The organism is Streptomyces sp. NPDC001070 (assembly GCF_053598835.1).
The window spans coordinates 21,334-40,514 of the sequence record NZ_JBSFLB010000014.1; the positions used below are offsets into that span (position 1 = coordinate 21,334).

The 19,181-nt window shown below is 73.4% G+C and carries 13 protein-coding genes and 1 pseudogene; 7 read left to right on the forward strand and 7 right to left on the reverse strand.

The features are described 5' to 3' along the window. Positions 1-177: 177 nt before the first annotated feature. Positions 178-1,527 (forward strand): diacylglycerol/lipid kinase family protein, encoded by a 1,350-nt coding sequence (locus tag ACWDAS_RS18480; RefSeq protein ID WP_450391709.1) that lies wholly within the window; start codon positions 178-180, stop codon positions 1,525-1,527. A gap of 50 nt (positions 1,528-1,577) precedes the next feature. On the opposite strand, the gene ACWDAS_RS18485 is transcribed toward ACWDAS_RS18480, so the two are convergent. The 5 genes from ACWDAS_RS18485 to ACWDAS_RS18505 all read right to left on the reverse strand — a co-directional run bounded on the left by ACWDAS_RS18485 (position 1,578) and on the right by ACWDAS_RS18505 (position 7,397). Beyond that, positions 1,578-2,606 carry a LacI family DNA-binding transcriptional regulator gene (locus ACWDAS_RS18485; RefSeq protein WP_450391712.1) on the reverse strand — a complete coding sequence of 343 codons (1,029 nt, stop codon included), beginning with the start codon at positions 2,604-2,606 and terminating at the stop codon, positions 1,578-1,580. A gap of 10 nt (positions 2,607-2,616) precedes the next feature. Continuing rightward, complete coding sequence (rhaS, locus tag ACWDAS_RS18490; RefSeq protein WP_450391714.1) at positions 2,617-3,702, reverse strand: rhamnose ABC transporter substrate-binding protein; 1,086 nt, start codon at positions 3,700-3,702, stop codon at positions 2,617-2,619. Between the two features lie 98 nt (positions 3,703-3,800). Continuing rightward, positions 3,801-4,832, reverse strand: coding sequence for an ABC transporter permease (locus ACWDAS_RS18495; RefSeq protein ID WP_450391717.1), 1,032 nt, complete (start codon positions 4,830-4,832; stop codon positions 3,801-3,803). After that, positions 4,825-5,880 (reverse strand): ABC transporter permease, encoded by a 1,056-nt coding sequence (locus ACWDAS_RS18500; RefSeq protein WP_450391720.1) that lies wholly within the window; start codon positions 5,878-5,880, stop codon positions 4,825-4,827. The genes ACWDAS_RS18495 and ACWDAS_RS18500 overlap by 8 nt, the downstream gene beginning before the upstream one ends. Next, on the reverse strand, positions 5,877-7,397 hold the full coding sequence (locus ACWDAS_RS18505) for a sugar ABC transporter ATP-binding protein (protein WP_450391723.1): 1,521 nt from the start codon (positions 7,395-7,397) through the stop codon (positions 5,877-5,879). The genes ACWDAS_RS18500 and ACWDAS_RS18505 overlap by 4 nt, the downstream gene beginning before the upstream one ends. A gap of 298 nt (positions 7,398-7,695) precedes the next feature. On the opposite strand from ACWDAS_RS18505, the gene rhaI reads away from it, so the two are divergent. The 4 genes from rhaI to ACWDAS_RS18525 all read left to right on the forward strand — a co-directional run bounded on the left by rhaI (position 7,696) and on the right by ACWDAS_RS18525 (position 13,729). Beyond that, a complete protein-coding gene (gene rhaI, locus ACWDAS_RS18510) occupies positions 7,696-8,862 on the forward strand; it encodes an L-rhamnose isomerase (RefSeq protein WP_450391726.1) in 1,167 nt (388 codons plus the stop codon). 69 nt (positions 8,863-8,931) lie between these two features. Beyond that, complete coding sequence (locus ACWDAS_RS18515; RefSeq protein WP_450391728.1) at positions 8,932-10,977, forward strand: bifunctional aldolase/short-chain dehydrogenase; 2,046 nt, start codon at positions 8,932-8,934, stop codon at positions 10,975-10,977. Positions 10,978-11,116: 139 nt separating this feature from the next. Then, positions 11,117-12,628 carry a rhamnulokinase gene (locus ACWDAS_RS18520; protein ID WP_450391730.1) on the forward strand — a complete coding sequence of 504 codons (1,512 nt, stop codon included), beginning with the start codon at positions 11,117-11,119 and terminating at the stop codon, positions 12,626-12,628. 9 nt (positions 12,629-12,637) lie between these two features. Further along, a complete protein-coding gene (locus tag ACWDAS_RS18525; RefSeq protein WP_450391733.1) occupies positions 12,638-13,729 on the forward strand; it encodes a PP2C family protein-serine/threonine phosphatase in 1,092 nt (363 codons plus the stop codon). 155 nt (positions 13,730-13,884) lie between these two features. Here the strand turns inward: ACWDAS_RS18525 and ACWDAS_RS18530 are convergent, their stop codons facing one another. Next, entirely contained in the window at positions 13,885-14,388 is a 504-nt protein-coding gene (locus ACWDAS_RS18530; RefSeq protein WP_450391735.1) for a DinB family protein, read from the reverse strand. A gap of 7 nt (positions 14,389-14,395) precedes the next feature. Between ACWDAS_RS18530 and ACWDAS_RS18535 the strand changes: the two are divergent. Further along, positions 14,396-15,523: pseudogene (locus ACWDAS_RS18535) on the forward strand (MFS transporter); the annotation flags it as partial. A 94-nt stretch (positions 15,524-15,617) separates the two neighbouring features. On the opposite strand, the gene ACWDAS_RS18540 reads toward ACWDAS_RS18535, so the two are convergent. Further along, positions 15,618-16,628, reverse strand: coding sequence for a helix-turn-helix transcriptional regulator (locus ACWDAS_RS18540; RefSeq protein ID WP_450391738.1), 1,011 nt, complete (start codon positions 16,626-16,628; stop codon positions 15,618-15,620). Between the two features lie 124 nt (positions 16,629-16,752). Between ACWDAS_RS18540 and ACWDAS_RS18545 the strand changes: the two genes are divergently transcribed. Beyond that, positions 16,753-19,143: a SpoIIE family protein phosphatase gene (locus tag ACWDAS_RS18545; protein WP_450391741.1), complete on the forward strand. Its 2,391-nt coding sequence runs from the start codon at positions 16,753-16,755 to the stop codon at positions 19,141-19,143. Positions 19,144-19,181: the final 38 nt, after the last annotated feature.

Here is a 19,181-nt window from a genome sequence, read left to right on the forward strand (position 1 = left end):
GACGGCGCACCGGCTCCCGAGCGATCCGGCCCGCCTGATCGCGCTGCCAGAGGGTGGCACCGCCGCCCGCACCACCGCCGGCCAGCGCCCCGCGTGCCGGCGCACGAGCAGGCCCGCGCCACCCGTGGGACACGGCCGGGATGGCGGACCGGGGCCGGGCGGTGGCAGTGTCAGGGCATGGAGCACCTCTCCCGGACGCATGCCGCCCAGCGCTGGCTGGCCCGCCTCGCGCTGGCCGCGGCGGGGGCGGCCGTGGCACTGCCGCTGGCCTTCGCGGGGCTGCGGAGCATCACGCTGGTCGCCGCCGGGCTGGGCGGTACCGCGGTGACGGCTGCGGGGGCGTGGTGGGTGCTGACCCGCCGCGGTGTGATCAGGGCGCTGGCCGTACTGCTCACCGTCGTGACCCCGCTGGCCGTCCTGGTGTACTACGGCACGGCCAATCTGCTGTGGGTCGTGATCACCTCGCTCGCGCTGTGGGCGCTCGCCGTGGCCGCCGGGCGGACCGCGGTCCGTGCCACCCGGGCCCACGAGGCGCGCGTGCGGGAGCGCATGGCGGCCAGGCCGCGCCGGCCGTTCCTGATCATGAACCCGCGTTCGGGCGGCGGCAAGGTCGGCACGTTCGGGCTGCGGGAGAAGGCCGAGGCGCTCGGCGCCCGGGTCGTCCTGCTCGACCCCGAGCACCCGCAGGACGTCGCTGAGCTCGCCCGGCAGGCGGCCGACGAGGGCGCCGACCTGCTCGGCGTGGCCGGCGGGGACGGCACGCAGGCGCTGGTGGCCGGGGTCGCCGCCGAGCGGGGACTGCCGTTCCTGGTGATCTGCGCGGGCACCCGCAACCACTTCGCCATGGATCTGGGCCTGGACCGCGCCAACCCCGCGGCCTGCCTGGACGCGCTCACCGACGGCGTGGAGCTGCGCGTCGACCTCGGCTACGTGGGCGACCGGCCCTTCGTCAACAACGTGTCGTTCGGCGCCTACGCGGCCGTCGTGCAGAGCCCCGCGTACCGGGACGACAAGGTGGGCACCACCCTGGAGCTCCTGCCCGATCTGCTGACCCACCGGACCGGGCCCCGGCTGACCGCGACGGCCGGGACCGCGGTCATCGACGAGCCGCAGGCCGTGCTGGTCAGCAACAACCCCTACCGGACCGACGATCCCGCCGGGCTCGGCCGCCGCGACCGCCTCGACACCGGGCTGCTCGGGGTGCTGGGCGTCAAGGTCGACAACGCGGCCCAGGCGGCGGGGCTGCTGATGGGTCCGCGGGTCGCCTCCGGGCTCACCGTCCTGACGGCGCGGGACGTGGTGACCACGGCCGACGCCGCCGAGGTCGACGCGGGCGTGGACGGCGAGGCCCTCGTGCTGACCACGCCCGTGCGCTGCTGGATCCGGCCCGGCGCGCTGCGGGTCAGGGTGCCCCGCTCCCGCCCCGGTCTGCCGGCGACGGGCGTGCGCACGGACTGGCGGCGGCTGCGGAAGCTGGCGCTGACGATGGGACGGACCGCGGCCGGCCGCCCGGACCGGGCGGACTGACCGGTCCGGGCGGCCGCGCCGGACCCACCGGACCGACCGGCCGGACCGCCTCAGCGCCTGATCAGGCTGGAGTCCCGCACCACCAGCTCCGGCTGGAGCACGACCCTGCGGTGCCGGTGCTCCCGGGCCTGCGGCCCGGTCTCCTCCAGGAGCATCCCGGCCGCCAGCGAGCCCATGGAGACGGCGGGCTGCCGCACCGAGGTGAGCGGCACGGCCGCGGCCGCCGCGAACTCGATGTCGTCGTAGCCGACGATCGCCATCTCGCCGGGGACGTCCACCCCCGCCGCGTACAGCGCCTGCAGCACCCCGAGGGCGAGCAGGTCGTTGGCGCAGAACACGGCGGTCGGCCGTTGCGGGAGGCCGAGCAGCCGGTGGCCGGCGTCCCGTCCGGCCGCGACGTCCAGCCGCTCGGTGGGCAGCTCGCGCAGCGTCTCCGCGGGCAGGCCGGCCTCGGCCAGGGCCGCGAGCGCCCCCGTGCGGCGGTCGCGGACCTGGTGCAGGTGCGCCGGACCGGAGACGTACGCGATGTGCCGGTGCCCCGCGGCGACCAGGTGGCCGACGGCCATCCGGCCGCCGGCCACGTCGTCCACCGACACCGAGCACTCGGCGGTGCCCGCCGCGACCCGGTCGACGAGGACGAAGGGGATGCGGTGCCGCCGGAACGCGGCGAGGTTGCCGCCGTCGGCGTCGGCCGGGGTCACCAGCACCCCGCGCACCCGCTGCTCCGCGAAGAGCGACAGGTACGCGGCCTCCTCCTGCGGGTTCTCCGCGCTGTTGCAGACCATGACGCCCAGCCCCGCCTCCCGGGCCGCCCGTTCCGCGCCGCGCGCCACGTCGACGAAGAACGGGTTGCCCATGTCGAGCACGAGCAGCGCCATGATCCTGCTGCGGCCCGCCCGCAACTGGCGGGCGGACTCGCTGCGTACGTACCCCAGCCGGGCGATGGCGCGCTGCACGCGGACCCGGGTCGCCTCGGGGACCGCGTCCGGCCGGTTGATCACATTGGAGACCGTGCCCACGGACACCCCCGCCTCACGGGCGACGTCCTTGATCCCCACCGTGCGGCCCTTCTCCGCCACGCCCGGACTCTCAGAACTTGAACTGGTCGATGTTGTCCCTGGTGAACACCGTCGGCTTGCCGAGCACCACCACGCCGTCCTTTCCGATGGTGTAGCTGCCCAGGTCACCGGCCTTGAAGGTCTGTCCCTCCGCACCGGAGATCTGGCCGGAGGCCAGGGCGACGGCGGCGTACGAGGCGAGCGAGCCGAGCTTGGCCGGGTCCCACAGCTCGAAGGCCTCGACGGTGCCGTTCTTGACGTAGGCGCGCATGTCGTTGGGCGTGCCCAGGCCGGTCAGCTTGACCTTGCCCTTGTACTTGGAGCCCGACAGGTACTGGGCGGCCGCCTTGATGCCGACGGTGGTCGGGGAGATGATCCCCTTCAGGTCGGGGTACTGCTGGAGCAGGCCCTGGGTCTGCTGGAAGGACTGCTGGGCGTCGTCGTTGCCGTAGGCGACCTTGACCAGCTTGACGTCCTTGTACTTGGGGTCCTTCAGCTCGTCCTTCATGAAGTCGATCCAGGTGTTCTGGTTCGTGGCGGTCTGCGCCGCCGACAGGATCGCGATCTCGCCCTTGTAGCCGATCTGCTCGGCCAGCAGCTGCACTTCGGTGCGGCCCAGGTCCTCGGAGCTGGCCTGCGAGACGAACAGGTCGCGGCACTCCGGCTTGGTGTCCGAGTCGTAGGTGACGACCTTGATGCCGTTCTTGCGCGCCTGGTTGAGCGAGGTGCACAGGGCGCCCGGGTCCTGCGCGGAGACGGCGATCGCGTCGACCTGCTGCTGGGTGAGGGTGTTGACGTAGCTGACCTGTCCGGCGGTGTCGGTGCCGCTGCTGGTGCCGACCTCCTTGTAGGTGGAGCCCAGCGCGTCCAGGGCCTGCTTGCCGCCGTTGTCGGCGATGGTGAAGTACGGGTTGTTGACCTGCTTGGGCAGGAAGGCGACGTTCAGGTCCTTCTTCGTCGCGGCGTTGGGGTCGGCCGAGGCGGTCGCCTTGGCGGCGCCGTCGCTGTCCTTGGAGGAGTTCTTGGTGGTGCCGCCGCAGGCCGTGGCACCGAGCGCGACGGCCGCGGTGACGGCGACGACGACGGTGGCGCGACGGGTGAGGGTTCTGGTGGACATGGTGATCCTTTCGCTGCCGGAGCGGGCGCCGGAGTGAGGACGGGAGGGAGCGCGGGGGGTGGTGGTGCCGTGTGACGCGTGCGGGGGGAGGTCGGGGATCAGGAGGAGGCGAGCGCCGCGGGGGCCTTGTCGGCGGACCTTCGGCGCGCCCTGGCCTGCGAGACCTGGCGGCCGATCCTCGGGGCGAGGACGGAGATCACCAGGAGCACACCGGTGACGACGATCTGGGACTGGGCCGAGACGTTGAGCAGGCTCATGACGTTCTGGCCCGCGCCGAGCAGGAACACGCCGGCGATCGCGCCGCCCAGGGTGCCCCTGCCGCCGTCGAAGTCGATACCGCCGAGCAGGACGCCTGCGATGACGGAGAGCTCCAGGCCGGTGGCGTTGTCGTAGCGGGCGCTGGCGTAGTGCAGGGCCCAGAAGACCCCGGTGAGGGAGGAGACCAGACCGGTCGTCACGAACATCGCCATCTTCAGGCGCCGCACCCGCACCCCCGCGAACCGGGCCGCCTCCTCCGAGGCGCCGACGGCGAACAGGGAGCGGCCGACCGGGGTCGCGTGCAGCACGAGGACGGCGATCAGCAGCAGGACGACGAAGGGGATCGCCGCGTACGGGATGAAGGTGCCGTCGATCCGGCCGGCGCCGAAGTCGAGGTACTGCTGCGGGAAGTCGGTGACGGAGTCCGCGCCGAGCACGATCTGCGCGATGCCGCGGTAGGCGGCGAGCGTGCCGATCGTGACGGCCAGCGACGGAAGGCCCAGCCGGGTCACGAGCAGGCCGTTGACCAGACCGCACAGCGCGCCGAGGAGCAGGCAGAGCGGGATGATCGTCTCGATCGCCATGCCGCCGTTCCACATCGCGCCCATGACGGCGCCCGACAGGCCGGCGGTCGAGCCGACGGACAGGTCGATCTCGCCGGAGACGACGAGCATGGTCATCGGCAGCGCGATCAGTGCGATCGGCAGGGTGTTGCCGATCAGGAAGGACACGTTCAGCGCGTTGCCGAAGTTGTCCACGAAGGAGAAGGAGCAGATCAGCAGGACGACGAGCAGGGCGCCGACCGCGGTGTCCCAGCGCACCGCGCCGCCGAGGCGGGCGAGCGGGGCGGGAGCCTTGGTGGTCTCAGGCATGGTGGGCACTCCTCATCTGTGCGGCCCGCTTGCGGAGGACGCCGGCCACCCGCAGCGCGACGATCCGGTCCACGGCGATGGCGAGCAGGAGCAGGACGCCGTCGATGGCCAGCACCCACACCGAGCTGACGCCGATGGAGGGCAGGACGCTGTTGATCGAGGTCAGCAGCAGGGCGCCGAGCGCGGCGCCGTACACGGTGCCGGAGCCGCCGGTGAAGGCGACGCCGCCGACCACCACGGCGCTGACGACGGTCAGTTCGTAGCCGTTGCCGGTGCCGGAGTCCACGTTGCCGAAACGGGCGAGGTAGAGCGCGCCGGCGAGTCCGGCGAGCGCCCCGCACACCACGTACGCCGTCAGGATCCGCTTGCGGACCGGGACGCCGGCCAGCCGGGCGGCCTCCGGGCTGGAGCCCAGCGCGTACAGGTCGCGGCCGCCGCGGTAGCTGCGCAGGTAGTAGCCGGCCGCGACCAGCACCAGGAGCGTCACCAGCGCCAGGTAGGGGATCACCGACAGGCCGTCGTGGCCGAAGTCGACGAAGCTCGCCGGCAGGTCGTTCGCGGTGATCTGGCGGGAGCCGACCCAGATGGAGTCGATGCCGCGGATGATGTAGAGCGTGCCCAGGGTCACCACGAGGGCGGGCACCTGACCCAGGCTCACCAGCAGGCCGTTCAGCAGGCCGAAGAGCACGCCGAGCCCGACCGCGATGAGCACGGCGACCAGCGGGTTGCCGCCGCCGTGCAGATAACTGCCCGCGGCGAAGGCCGAGATGCCGAGCACCGAGCCGACCGACAGGTCGACGTTGCGGGTGATGACGACCATGGCCTGGCCGATGGCGACCAGCACGAGGATGGTGGCGTTCAGCAGGAGGTCCTTGACGCCCTGCTGGGACAGGAACTCGCTGTTGTAGATCTGCGTCGCGCCCAGCATGGCCACGAGCACGGCGAGCACGGCGAGCGCCCGCAGTCTGAGCACCCGGTCCAGGAAGCGGCGGGACGCGGTCGGTTCGTCCGCGGCGATCTGCTGCGCGGTGTCGGCGGTCACGGTCACGCCGCCCTCCTCACGCGGCCGGTGGCCGCCGCCATCACGGATTCCTCGGTCGCCTCGGACCGGGGGATCTCGGCCGTCAGTCGTCCCTCGTGCATCACCAGGACGCGGTCCGCCATGCCGAGGATCTCCGGCAGGTCGGAGGAGATCATCAGTACGGCCACACCCTCGGAGGCGAGCCGCGAAAGCAGCCGGTGCACCTCGGCCTTGGTGCCGACGTCGATGCCGCGCGTGGGCTCGTCGACGATCAGCACCTCGGGCGCGGTCGCGAGCCACTTGGCGAGGACGACCTTCTGCTGGTTGCCGCCGGACAGGGTGCCGACGAAGTCGGCCATCCGGGCGTACTTCACCTGGAGCCGCACGGCCCAGTCCACCGCGCGGTTCCGCTCCGCGCGACGGCTCATCAGACCGCCCTTGGAGGTCGCGGCGAAGCCGGTGAGGCCGATGTTCCGTTCGATGGACATGTCCATCACCAGGCCCTGGGCCCGGCGGTCCTCGGGGACCAGCGCGATCCCCGCGGCCATCGCGAGGCTCGGCGCCCCGCCGCGCAACGGCTTGCCGTTGACGACGACCTCGCCGGCGTCCCGGCGGTCCACGCCGAAGACCGCCCGCGCGACCTCGCTGCGCCCGGCGCCGACGAGGCCGGCCAGGCCCACGATCTCGCCGCGGCGCACCTCGAAGGAGACGTCGGTGAAGACGCCTTCGCGGGTCAGCCGGCGCACGCTGAGGGCGACTTCGCCGATCTCCGCGTCCTGCTTGGGGTAGAGCTCGTCCAGGTCGCGGCCGACCATGCGGCGGACCAGGTCGTCCTCGGTGAGCCCGTCGAGGGGCTCGCTGGCGATCCACGCACCGTCCCGCAGGGTGGTGACCCGCTGGCAGAGGGCGAAGATCTCCTCGAGGCGGTGGGAGATGAAGAGCACCGCGGCGCCCTGCTCGCGCAGGGACTTGACGACCCCGAAGAGCCGGGCGACCTCAGTGCCGGTGAGCGCGGCGGTCGGCTCGTCCATGATCAGGACGCGGGCGTCGAAGGAGAGCGCCTTGGCGATCTCCACCAACTGCTGGTCGGCGATGGACAGTCCGCGGGCCGGCTGTTCCGGGTCGAGGTCCACGCCGAGGCGGCGGAAGAGATCGGCCGCGGCCTCGCGCACGGCCTTGTGGTCGACCCTGCCGAACGAACGGCGGGGCTGGCGGCCGACGAAGATGTTCTCGGCCACCGACAGGTCGGGAAAGAGCGTCGGCTCCTGGTAGATGACGGCGACCCCCGCGTCACGGGCGTCCCCCGGGCCGTGGAACTCCACGGGCCGGCCGTCGAGCAGCACCGTGCCGGTGTCGGGGCGGTGCACACCCGCGAGTGTCTTGATCAGTGTCGACTTGCCGGCGCCGTTCTCGCCCGCCAGGGCATGGGCCTCGCCGGCGTGGAGCCGGAGCGATACACCGCGCAGAGCGCGAACCGCACCGAAGGACTTGCTCACCCCCTCGAGCGCGAGCACCGGAGTGGTCTCCGGTTCGGGGTGCGTCATTGCGCCCTCCTGCTATGAAATGTTTCAACGGAGTTGCCGGGAAGCTAGCCCCGCCCCGCGAAGGCGTCAAGAGCTGCCGCCTCCCCCTCCTGACCTGCATCCTCGCGAAACCCGCAGGTAACAGGCCCGACAACGCCCAACGAACAGCCACAACGCGCTTTTCCGGCACGGATGACACGATTCAATAACGGGGATCAAGGCCCGGCAGACCCCTTGACGCCCACCCGCCGACGTGGATAGCTTCACAGGCTAATGAATCGATTCACTGAGCCGATTCACTGAGCCATCCGAGGTGGACATGCCTGACTTCGCAGCCGTCAAGGCCGCACTCACAGCCCAGCGGATCGAGACGCCGTCCTGGGGTTACGGCAATTCCGGCACTCGTTTCAAGGTGTTCGCCCAGGCCGGGGTGCCCCGCGACCCGTACGAGAAGCTGGACGACGCGGCCAAGGTGCACGAATTCACCGGCGTCGCCCCCAAGGTGGCCCTGCACATCCCCTGGGACAAGGTCGACGACTACTCCGCGCTCGCCGCCCACGCCAAGGACCGGGGTCTCGAACTCGGCGCGATCAACTCCAATGTCTTCCAGGACGACGACTACAAGCTCGGCAGCGTGTGCCACCCCGACCCCCGGGTCCGCCGCAAGGCCACGGACCACCTGCTGGAGTGCGTCGACATCATGGACGCCACGGGCTCCGGCGACCTCAAGCTCTGGTTCTCCGACGGCACCAACTACCCCGGCCAGGACGACATCGTCGGCCGCCAGGAGCGGTTGGCCGAGGCCCTGGCAGAGGTCCACGAGCGGCTCGGCGACGACCAGCGGATGCTCCTGGAGTACAAGCTCTTCGAGCCCGCCTTCTACACCACCGACGTCCCGGACTGGGGCACCGCCTACGCGCACTGCCTCAAGCTCGGCCCCAAGGCCCAGGTCGTCGTCGACACCGGCCACCACGCGCCGGGCACCAACATCGAGTTCATCGTCGCCTTCCTGCTGAGCCAGGGGAAGCTCGGCGGATTCGACTTCAACTCCCGCTTCTACGCCGACGACGACCTCATGGTCGGTGCCGCCGACCCCTTCCAGCTCTTCCGGATCCTGCACGAGGTCGCCAAGAACGGCGGCTTCGAGGCCGAGACCAACGTGGCCTTCATGCTCGACCAGTGCCACAACATCGAGGCCAAGATCCCCGCGGTCATCCGCTCGGTGATGAACGTCCAGGAGGCCACCGCCAAGGCGCTCCTGGTCGACCTCGACGCACTGGGCGCGGCCCAGCGCTCCGGTGACGTGCTCGCCGCCAACGCCGTGCTCATGGACGCCTACAACACCGACGTGCGCCCGCTGCTGCGCGAGGTGCGCGAGGAGCGGGGCCTGGCGCCCGACCCCGTCGCCGCCTACCACGCGTCCGGCTGGCAGGAGCACATCGTCGCCGACCGCGTCGGCGGCACGCAGGCCGGCTGGGGCGCGTAGGCCCCGGGCCGTCGCATCCTGTCCCCCTCCCCCGCACGCCCCGTTCCTCCCCTCCCGAAGGACACCCCCATGGCACCCGCCCCCCACCCGGAAGTCGCCGCCCTGCTGGAGCGCGCCCACCGCCTGGGCGCCGACCCGCGCAACACCAACTACGCGGGCGGCAACGCCTCCGCGAAGGCCGCCGCCACCGATCCCGTCACCGGCGGCTCCGTGGACCTGATGTGGGTCAAGGGCTCGGGCGGCGACCTGGGCACGCTCACCGAGGCCGGACTCGCCGTCCTGCGGCTGGACCGGCTGCGCGCCCTGACCGCCGTCTACCCGGGCCCGGAGCGCGAGGACGAGATGGTCGCGGCGTTCGACTACTGCCTGCACGGCAAGGGCGGCGCCGCTCCGTCCATCGACACCGCCATGCACGGCCTCGTCGACGCCCCCCACGTCGACCACCTGCACCCCGACTCGGGCATCGCGCTGGCCTGCGCCGCAGACGGCGAGAAGCTCACCGGGGAGTGCTTCGGCGACAAGGTCGCCTGGGTCCCGTGGCGCCGTCCCGGCTTCCAGCTCGGCCTGGACATCGCCGCCGTCAAGGAGGCCAACCCGCAGGCCGTCGGCGTGATCCTCGGCGGTCACGGCATCACCGCCTGGGGCGACACCTCGGAGGAGTGCGAGCGCAACGCCCTGTGGATCATCCGCACGGCCGAGGAGTTCCTGGAGAGCCACGGCAAGCGGAACCCGTTCGGCGCCCCGCTGCCCGGTTACGAGCCGCTGCCGAAGGCCGAGCGCCGCGCCCGCGCGGCCGCCCTCGCCCCGGTCCTGCGGGCCATCGCCTCCCAGGACCGGCCCCAGGTCGGCCACTTCACCGACTCCGCGCCCGTCCTGGACTTCCTCGCGCACGACGGGCACCCCCGGCTGGCGGCGCTGGGCACCTCCTGCCCCGACCACTTCCTGCGCACCAAAGTCCGCCCGCTCGTCCTGGACCTCCCCCCGACCGCCCCGCTCGAGGACGCCGTGGCCCGCCTCGAGGAGCTCCACGCCGCCTACCGCGCCGACTACCAGGCCTACTACGACCGGCACGCCACCGAGGACTCCCCCGCCATCCGCGGTGCCGACCCGGCGATCGTCCTCGTCCCGGGCGTCGGCATGTTCAGCTACGGCAAGGACAAGCAGACCGCGCGCGTGGCGGGCGAGTTCTACGTCAACGCGATCAACGTGATGCGCGGGGCCGAGGCGGTCTCGACGTACGCCCCGATCGACGAGGCGGAGAAGTTCCGCATCGAGTACTGGTCGCTGGAGGAGGCCAAGCTCCAGCGCATGCCGGGGCCCAAGCCGCTGGCCACCCGCATCGCGCTGGTGACGGGGGCGGGTTCGGGCATCGGCAAGGCCATCGCGCACCGCCTGGTGGCGGAGGGCGCCTGCGTGGTCGTCGCCGACGTCAACGCCGGCAACGCGGAAGCGGTGGCGGAGGAGCTCGGCGGCCCGGACCGCGCGGTCGCGGTCACCGTCGACGTCACCAGCGAGGAGGCCATCCGCGCCGCCTTCGACGAGGCGCTGCTGGCCTTCGGCGGAGTGGACCTGGTCGTCAACAACGCGGGCATCTCCGTCTCCAAGCCGCTGCTGGAGACCACGGCCCGCGACTGGGACATCCAGCACGACATCATGGCCCGTGGCTCCTTCCTCGTCTCCCGCGAGGCGGCCCGCGTGCTCATCGCGCAGAGGCTCGGCGGCGACATCGTCTACATCGCCTCCAAGAACGCGGTCTTCGCCGGTCCCGACAACATCGCCTACTCCGCCACCAAGGCCGACCAGGCGCACCAGGTCCGGCTGCTGGCGGCCGAGCTCGGCGAGCACGGCATCCGCGTCAACGGCGTCAACCCCGACGGGGTCGTGCGGGGTTCGGGCATCTTCTCCTCCGGCTGGGGCGCCCAGCGCGCCGCGACGTACGGGGTGCCGGAGGAGAAGCTCGGCGAGTTCTACGCCCAGCGCACGATCCTCAAGCGCGAAGTGCTCCCCGAGCACGTCGCCAACGCGGTGTTCGCGCTGACCGGCGGCGACCTCACCCACACCACGGGGCTGCACATCCCGGTCGACGCGGGCGTGGCCGCGGCGTTCCTGCGCTGAGGCAGGCCCGGATCGCGCGGGGGAGCCGGCCCGCCGGCTCCCCCGCGTCCGTACCCCCGATCGACCGCGGTACGCGCACCGCACCGCACCGACCGCACCCGTCGCTGCGACCCGAACGACCAGAACACGAGGGGCCCACGTGCCATTCGCCGCCATCGACCTCGGCGCCACCAGCGGCCGCGTCATCCTCGGCCGGGTGGGCCCGGACCACCTCGTCCTGGACGAGGTGCACCGCTTCGCCAACACCCCCGTACGGCTGCCCACCGGACTGCACTGGGACGTCCTCGCCCTCTTCCGGGAGAGCCTGGAGGGCCTGCGCCTGGCGGCCCGGTCCGGGGACGGCGTCACGTCGGTCGGCATCGACAGCTGGGCCGTCGACTACGGCCTGCTCGACGCGGACGGGGCCCTGCTCGGGATCCCCCACCACTACCGGGACTCCCGGACGGAGCACGTCGCCGAACGCGTCAGGGACCGGTTCGGCCCGCAGGAGCTGTACGGGGTCACCGGGCTGCAGCACCTGCCGTTCAACACGGTCTTCCAGCTGGCCGCCGCCCGCGACGGGGCGCAGTTCGCGGCCGCCCGGACGCTGCTGATGATCCCCGACCTCCTCACCCACTGGCTCACCGGCAGCGTCGGCGCCGAGGAGACCAACGCCTCCACCACCGGCCTCTTCGACGCCCGCACCGCGACCTGGTCGAAGGAACTCCTCGACCGGCTCGGCATCGAGCCGCGGCTGCTGCCCCCGCTGCGGCGCCCGGGCGCCCCCGCCGGCACCCTCCTCCCCCATGTGGCCGCGTACACCGGGCTCCCGGCCGGCACTCCGGTCGTGACCGTCGCCTCGCACGACACCGCCTCCGCGGTCGCGGCCGTCCCGGCCACGGCGCCGCACTTCGCCTACATCTCGTGCGGCACCTGGTCCCTGGCGGGCCTGGAACTGGACGCCCCGGTGCTCACCGAGGCCTCGCGGATCGCCAACTTCACCAACGAGCGCGGCATCGACGGCACCATCCGCTATCTGCGCAACATCATGGGCATGTGGCTGCTCGAGGAGTGCCGCCGCACCTGGGAGCAGCGTCAGGAGGGGCAGCCCCTGGAGGACCTGCTCGCCGCGGCCGCCGCCGCGGAGCCCTTCGCCGCCCTCATCGACCCGGACGACCCGGTGTTCCTGGCGCCCGGCGACATGCCCGCCCGGATCCGCGGCTACTGCGCCCGGACCGGCCAGGAGCCCCCGGCGTCCCACGGCGCGATCGTCCGCTGCGTCCTGGAGAGCCTCGCCCTGGCGCACCGCCGCACCCTGCGCGAGGCGGCGGAGCTCGCCGGCCGGGACATCCACCGCGTCCACCTGGTCGGCGGCGGCTCGCGCAATGAACTGCTCTGCCGGTTCACCGCCGACGCCACCGGGCTCCCGGTGATCGCGGGCCCCACCGAGGCCACGGCCCTGGGCAACATCCTCGTCCAGGCCCGTGCCCACGGCGCGCTCGGCGACGGTCCCGACGGCCTGGCGGCGATGCGCGCCCTGGTCGCGGCCACCCAGCCGCTGCGCCGCTACGAGCCGGGCGGCGACGGCCGCGCCTGGGACGCGGCGGCGGCGCGTCTGGCCGGGCTCGCCGCGGCGGTGTCGCTCCGCGACCGACCTGCGGGGCCCGCCTAAGCTGGTGCCATGCCGCACACCCGTCGGTTACCGCGGCGGAACTGGGTCTGGTGGCTGCCGATCGCTCTGGTGGTCCTGGACGTCGTGGTGGACCTGGCGTTGCTGAGCCGCGAGCCGGTCAGTTTTCTGCTCGTCGGAGTGCCGCCCCTGACGGCGGCCACGCGCACACCGCGGGTCGTCGCCGTGACCACCGGGGTGTGCGTGCTCCTGCAGATGACCTTGGCCTCGCTGCGCCCCGGCCATTTCAGCGAGCAGCACCATGTGGCGCTCTACCTCGCGACCGCGGTCATCGGGATCAGCAGCGTCGTGCTGGCGCGGCAGCGCGTCCGCGCCGAAACCCATCTGGTCAGGGCGAACTCGGTCGCCGAGGCGATGCAGCTGGCGCTGCTGCGCCCCGTCCCGCAGATCCTCGGGCCGCTGCGGGCGGCGGGCTTCTACGAGGCCGGGGACTGCGGCACGCTGGTCGGCGGGGACCTGTACGACCTGGCGTGCACGCCGTTCGGGGTGCGGGTGATCGTCGGCGACGTCCGCGGGAAGGGGCTGGGCGCGGTCGAGACGGTGTCGGCCGTACTGGGCTCCTTCCGGGTCTCGGCGCACGAGTGGCCGGACCTCGCCCGGCTGGCGGAGCGCGTGGAACTCGGCGTCGCCCGCGCCATGGAGGGCGAGGCGGACGACACGGAGCTGTTCGTGACGGCCGCGCTGCTGGAGTTCTCGGAGGACGGCTCGGAGGTCCGGGTGGTCGACCGGGGCCACCCTCCGCCCCTGGTCATCGGCGGCCCGGGTGGCCCGCGCCGGCTGCGCACCGCGCCCGCGCCACCACTGGGGCTGGGCGACCTCTCCCCCGTTCCCACGCGGATCACCTCGCATCGACTGGCCCCGGGCGAGGTGCTCGTCGTCTGCACGGACGGCGTGACCGAGGCGCGGGACGGCAAGGGCGTCTTCTATCCGCTGCTGGACCGGCTGGCCGGCCGCTTCGGCGGGCACGTGCCCGTCGACCCCGCGTCGGTGGCGGACTTCGTCCGCGCCGATGCCGGGCAGTGGGCGACCGGCGCGTCCGACGACCGCGCGCTGCTGGCGCTCGCCCTCGCGCGGCGTCCGTAGGTGTACTCGGTCATGAAGTCGGTGCCGGTGCCGGTGGGTGGGTGCGGGTTCGCGCTTTTCGGGCGCAAGGATGCGGGACAGCCGAAAGGCCGGCACCGCCGGCGGGGCCACCACGCCCGGAGGTGACAGGTCACCCGCCTCCCGGGCGAGTACGTCTAGGCGCCCGTGTGACCGTCGGCCATCTCCCGCAGGAGGTCGAGGTGGCCGTTGTGGCGGGAGGTCTCCTCGATCAGGTGCAGCAGGATCCACCGCAGGCTCGGGTGCCGGCCGTCGCGGATCGGGCGCTTGGCCGGGGCGTCCAGGTCGTGGCCGGCGACGAGCTCGCGGTAGCGGGCGGTGTGCGCCTCGTAGTCGGCCAGCAGGTCGGCGAGGGGGATGTCCACGGCGATCCGCATCTCGCGGTCGGGATCCTCCTCCGTCCAGGGGCCCTCGTCCTCGCCGCCGAGGAAGACCACCTCGAACCAGTAGTACTCGACCCAGCGGAGGTGGTTGATCAGTCCGCTGAGCGTCATCAGGGGGGAGCCCGGGAGCGGGGCGCTGCGGGCGTGCTCGGGCGAGACGCCCTCGCACTTGGCGCGGGCGGTCTCCCGGGCGTAGTCGAGAAGGGTCGTCAGTGAGGAGCGCTCGTCCCATGCGGGAGGCGTGTCTGTTCGAGTCATCGGCGGCATGCTGTCGGGGACGGCGGCAGCGCGTCCACCGATTAAACGCGCGCCGGCAGTCACCAGGTGCGTCACCACTGACAGCGGATGTCAGGGAAGACCCGGACCATCGGTCCCCGTGACCACCGAACGCACACAACGCCTGCTCCTTCCCGCCGTGTTCATCACCTCCCTGGGCAACAACATCCAGCTGATCGCCGCGGCCCTGCTGATGGTGCGCGCCCAGGGGTCGCTGCTCGACGTGGGCTGGCTCTTCATCGCCGTCGCCGTCCCGCAGGCCGTGCTCTCGCCGCTGTTCGGCCGGGTGGCGGACCGCTTCGACCGGCGGGTGCTGTGGGTGGGATCCGACCTGCTCAGCGCCGTCGTGGCCGTCGCGCCGGCGGTGGGTCTCGCCCTGGGGTGGCCGCGGGGGGCAGTCGTCTACGGCAGCAACTTCGCGCTGGCGGTGACGGCGGCGCTGTTCGTTCCGGTCAGCGCCGCCCTGATCAAGGAGCGCGTGCCCGCCGGGCGGCTGCGGCGGTTCAACGCGCACTACGAGATGGCACTGCAGAGCGGCATGCTGCTGTCGGCGGCGGTGGGCGGCCTCGCGCTGCAGTTCCTCGGCCCGGCCCCGCTGTTCGTGTTCAACGCGGCGACCTTCCTCGCTTCCGCGGCCCTCGTCCTGGCGACCGGCCGCGGGCCGCGGCGGGGCGCCTCCGCGGTGGCCCCGGCGCCCGTGGCGCAGGCCGGCGCCCCGCGGGCCCCGCTCGGGCCGCTGATCGTGCTGTACGCCCAGGGCAGTGTGGTGGTGACCGTCTTCAACGCCCTCATGCCGGTGCTGGTCATCGCCGGACTGCACCGCGGCGCGGCGGTCGTCGGTGTGGTGGACGCCCTCGGCGGCACCGGATTCCTGCTCGCCGCGGCCGCGTACCGGCGGACGGGGGCGCGGCTGGGGGATCTGCGGCTCGCGTTCTCGGGCTTCCTGCTCTGCAATGTGCTGTTCGCGCTGCAGCCCCGGTTCGGGGTGACGGGGCTGCTCCTGCTCGTCCCGGCCGGGGCCTTCGTCTTCGGGCAGGCGCGGATCGCCTCGCGGACGCTGCTGATGGCCTCGGTCGACGCCGGCCGCGTGGGGCGGGCCTTCGGGGCGGCCAACGCCTACGGGCTCGCCGCCACCGTGGCCGTGATGCCGGGGACCTCGGCTGTCACCGACCGGGCGGGGGTCGTGACCGGTTTCGCGGCGGTGGCCGCCGTCAGCGCGGCGGCGTCCGCGGGGGCGGCGGCGTGGATCGCGGCAGGCCGTAGAGGGCGGCCAGTGCCCGCGCCGACTCCGCCAGCAGCTCCCGCAGCGAACCGGGCGCCAGAACCTCGAGGTCGGCGCCGAGTCTGAGGAATTCGCCGTGCGCGTGAGCGACGGATTCGATGGGCACCCGGGCGCGGATCCAGCCGTCCTGATCCCGCTCGCCGCCCTCGGCCACCGCCCGGGCCACGGGCCGTGACAGGAGCCCGGGCAGCCGCTCGGCGCCGCGCGGCGAGAGGCGGATGAGCGCCTCGTCCTGGTGCAGCCTCGCCTGGAAGCCGGCCAGGTACTCCCGCCAGTACGCGGCCAGGTCGAAGCCGGACGGGGGCGCGAAGGTCTCGTCGAGGGCGTGCGCGTCGAGGATCCGGTCGACGCGGTAGGTACGCGGCGCGCTCCCGTTGTGGGCGACCACGTACCAGCGGCCCGCCTTCAGCACCAGTCCGTACGGTTCGAGCCGGCGGTCGGCCTCGGCGGGCTCGCGCCAGCGGCGGTAACGCACCCGCACGGCCCGCCGGTTCCACACGGCGTCGGCGACCACCGGCAGGTGCGGCACCTGCTCGTCGGAGCTGTACCAGCCGGGCGCGTCCAGCAGGAACCGCTCCCGCACCCGCTCCGCCCGTTCCCGCAGCGCGGGCGGCAGCGCGGCGCTGAACTTCAGCCGGGCGGCGGCCGCGGCCTCCCCGAGCCCCAGCTGCGCCGCCGGATCGGGCAGCGCGGCCAGGAACCACGCCTGCGTCTCGTCGGCGGTCAGGCCCGTGAGCCGCGTCCGGTAGCCGTCGAGCAGCCGGTAGCCGCCCTCGTGCCCGGCGTCGCCGTACAGCGGGATGCCCGCCTCGTGCAGCGACTGCACGTCGCGGTAGATCGTGCGGACGGACACCTCAAGCTCGTCCGCCAGTTGCGCGGCGGTCATGCGGCCCCGCGACTGGAGCAACAGGAGGAGGGAGACCAGCCGGCTCGCGCGCATGGCGGCAGTATCGCCGCCGCCACCGACAGCGGGTCCGGGACGGGCGGCCATGAACGATTTGATGGTGCCCGGCGGAGCGCGCACCCTGGGGAGGGGGACTGCGACGGGTGTGTGATCGCCGACGATGAACAGAAGTGACCCCGAGGACCCGGCCGGGACGGCCGTGGTCACCGTCAGCGCGCGGGGGGTGGTCACGGGCTGGAGCGCGGGGGCACGGCGGCTGCTCGGCCGCACGGCCGCCGAGGCGGTGGGCCGCCCCTTCGCGGAGGTGTTCGGAACCGGTGCGGACGCGGTGGCGTTCGACCGGGAGTGGCGCGGCCGTCTGCCCGCGCGGCACCGGGACGGGCGGGAGGTCGAGCTCGACCTGCGGGTCTCCCCCGCCCTGGACGCCGAGGACCGCCCCAGCGGCTGTGTGATCACCGCCGCACCTGTGGACCGGGACGCCGCGGTCCTGCTGTGGGCCTTCGAGCAGTCGTCCGTCGCCATGGCCACGTTCGACACCGATCTGCGCTACCACCGGGTCAACGACGCCGCGGCGGGGATGATCGGTGTCCCCGCGGCGGCCCTGCGGGGCCGCCCCTGCTCCGGGTCCTCGCCCGGCGAGCAGGCGCGGCGCCGACGCGGGTTCGGCGAGCACCTGCGGCAGGTCGCGGAGACGGGCCTGGCCGCGCACTACGAGAGCCCGATGGCCGAGGGGTCCGAACAGCGCGACCAGGCGTGGAGCACCGAGACGTGGCCGGTGCGGGATCCATCGGGCCGGATCAGGGGCGTGGCCAGCGCGGCGTTCGACAGCACCGAGCAGTTCCGGGCACGCCGGCGGCTGGCGCTGCTGAACGAGGCCGGCGCACGGCTCGGCACCACCCTGGACGTGGTGCGCACCGCCGACGAGCTCGCGGACCTGGCCGTGCCGCGCTTCGCCGACTTCGCCGGCGTCGACCTGCTGGACTCGGTGCTGCACGGCGAGGAGCCCCTGCCCGGACCGCCCGGCTCCGGGGTGGAGTTGCGCCGGGTCGCCCACCGCTCCACGACCGGGCGGCCCCCGGACGCCGCCGTCGACCTCGGCGAACTGGACGTCTACCCGGAGTTCTCCCCGCCGTCCCGGTGCCTGGTGACCGGCCGGCCCGTGCTCAGCCGGCTGGGGCATCCGGACTTCACGCTGTGGCTCGCCCAGAACACCCTGCGGGACGCCAAGGTGCACGAGTACGGCATCCACTCGGTGCTGGCGGTGCCGCTGCAGGCGCGCGGCATCACCCTCGGGGTGGCGGTGTTCGCCCGGTGGGCGCGTCCCGAGTTGTTCACAGAGGACGACCTGACGCTGACCGAGGAACTGGCCGGGCGGGCCGCCGTGTGCGTCGACAACGCCCGCCGCTACACGCGGGAGCACTCCACGGCGCTGGCCCTGCAGCGCAGCCTGCTGCCGCTGCGGCTGCGCGAGCAGGCCGCGGTGGAGGCGGCCTCCCGCTATCTGCCGGCGGGGTCCCGGGCGGGGGTGGGCGGCGACTGGTTCGACGTCATCCCGCTGTCCGGCACACGCGTGGGCCTGGTCGTGGGTGACGTCGTGGGCCACGGCATCCACGCCTCGGCGACGATGGGGCGGCTGCGGACGGCGGTGCGCACCCTCGCGGACGTGGACCTGCCGCCGGACGAGCTGCTGACCCACCTCGACGACCTCGTCACCCACCTGGATCCCGAGGACGGCCACGGCCGGGAGGTGTCGCCCGCCGAGACGAGCGGCGAGCTGGGCGCGACCTGCCTGATCGCCGTGTACGACCCCATCGCACGCCGCTGCACCCTCGCCGCGGCCGGTCACCCGCCGCCCGCGGTGCGCTTCCCGGACGGCACGGTCGAGATCGTCCGGATGTCCCCGGGCCCGCCGCTGGGCATCGGCGGGCTGCCCTTCGAGGCGATCGAGCTGGACCTGCCGGAGGGCAGCGTGCTCGCGCTCTACACCGACGGCCTGGTCAAGAGCCGGGACTTCGACCTCGACGCCGGCCTGGAGCGGCTGCGCTGCGCACTGGGCGCGCCGGCGCCGACGATCGAGGCGGCCTGCGACATGGTGCTCAAGACGCTCCCGTCGGACCGCCCGTTGGACGACGTCGCCCTGCTGCTGGCCCGTACGCGGGCGCTCGACGACTGCCAGGTCGCGGTGTGGGACCTGTCCGACGACCCCGCGCGCGTCGCGGACGTCCGGCAGGCGGTGGCGGACCGGCTGGCCGCCTGGGGCCTGGAGGAGGCGGTGTTCGTCTCCGAGCTGGTGGTGAGCGAACTGGTCACCAACGCGATCCGGTACGGCGCCCCGCCGATCCAGCTGCGGCTCATCCGGGACCGCTCCCTGATCTGCGAGGTCTCCGACGGCAGCAGCACCGCCCCCCACCTGCGCCGTGCCCTGTCCGACGACGAGGGCGGCCGCGGTCTGCTGCTGGTCGCGCAGCTCAGCCAGGCCTGGGGCACCCGGCAGACCTCCGCCGGGAAGACGATCTGGGCCGAACAGGCGTTTCCCCCGGCCGGCCGATGACCGCGGCGCGTCAGGGCCGCCCGCGTCGCGGCGACCCT

What these genes read in the sequence shown, in the direction of transcription:
- ACWDAS_RS18480 (WP_450391709.1), top strand. Translation starts at nt 178, where the DNA reads ATGGAGCACCTCTCCCGGACGCATGCCGCCCAGCGCTGGCTGGCCCGC.
- rhaS (WP_450391714.1), bottom strand. Translation starts at nt 3,702, where the DNA reads ATGTCCACCAGAACCCTCACCCGTCGCGCCACCGTCGTCGTCGCCGTC.
- ACWDAS_RS18495 (WP_450391717.1), bottom strand. Translation starts at nt 4,832, where the DNA reads ATGCCTGAGACCACCAAGGCTCCCGCCCCGCTCGCCCGCCTCGGCGGC.
- ACWDAS_RS18505 (WP_450391723.1), bottom strand. Translation starts at nt 7,397, where the DNA reads ATGACGCACCCCGAACCGGAGACCACTCCGGTGCTCGCGCTCGAGGGG.
- rhaI (WP_450391726.1), top strand. Translation starts at nt 7,696, where the DNA reads ATGCCTGACTTCGCAGCCGTCAAGGCCGCACTCACAGCCCAGCGGATC.
- ACWDAS_RS18515 (WP_450391728.1), top strand. Translation starts at nt 8,932, where the DNA reads ATGGCACCCGCCCCCCACCCGGAAGTCGCCGCCCTGCTGGAGCGCGCC.
- ACWDAS_RS18525 (WP_450391733.1), top strand. Translation starts at nt 12,638, where the DNA reads ATGCCGCACACCCGTCGGTTACCGCGGCGGAACTGGGTCTGGTGGCTG.
- ACWDAS_RS18530 (WP_450391735.1), bottom strand. Translation starts at nt 14,388, where the DNA reads ATGACTCGAACAGACACGCCTCCCGCATGGGACGAGCGCTCCTCACTG.
- ACWDAS_RS18540 (WP_450391738.1), bottom strand. Translation starts at nt 16,628, where the DNA reads ATGCGCGCGAGCCGGCTGGTCTCCCTCCTCCTGTTGCTCCAGTCGCGG.
- ACWDAS_RS18545 (WP_450391741.1), top strand. Translation starts at nt 16,753, where the DNA reads ATGAACAGAAGTGACCCCGAGGACCCGGCCGGGACGGCCGTGGTCACC.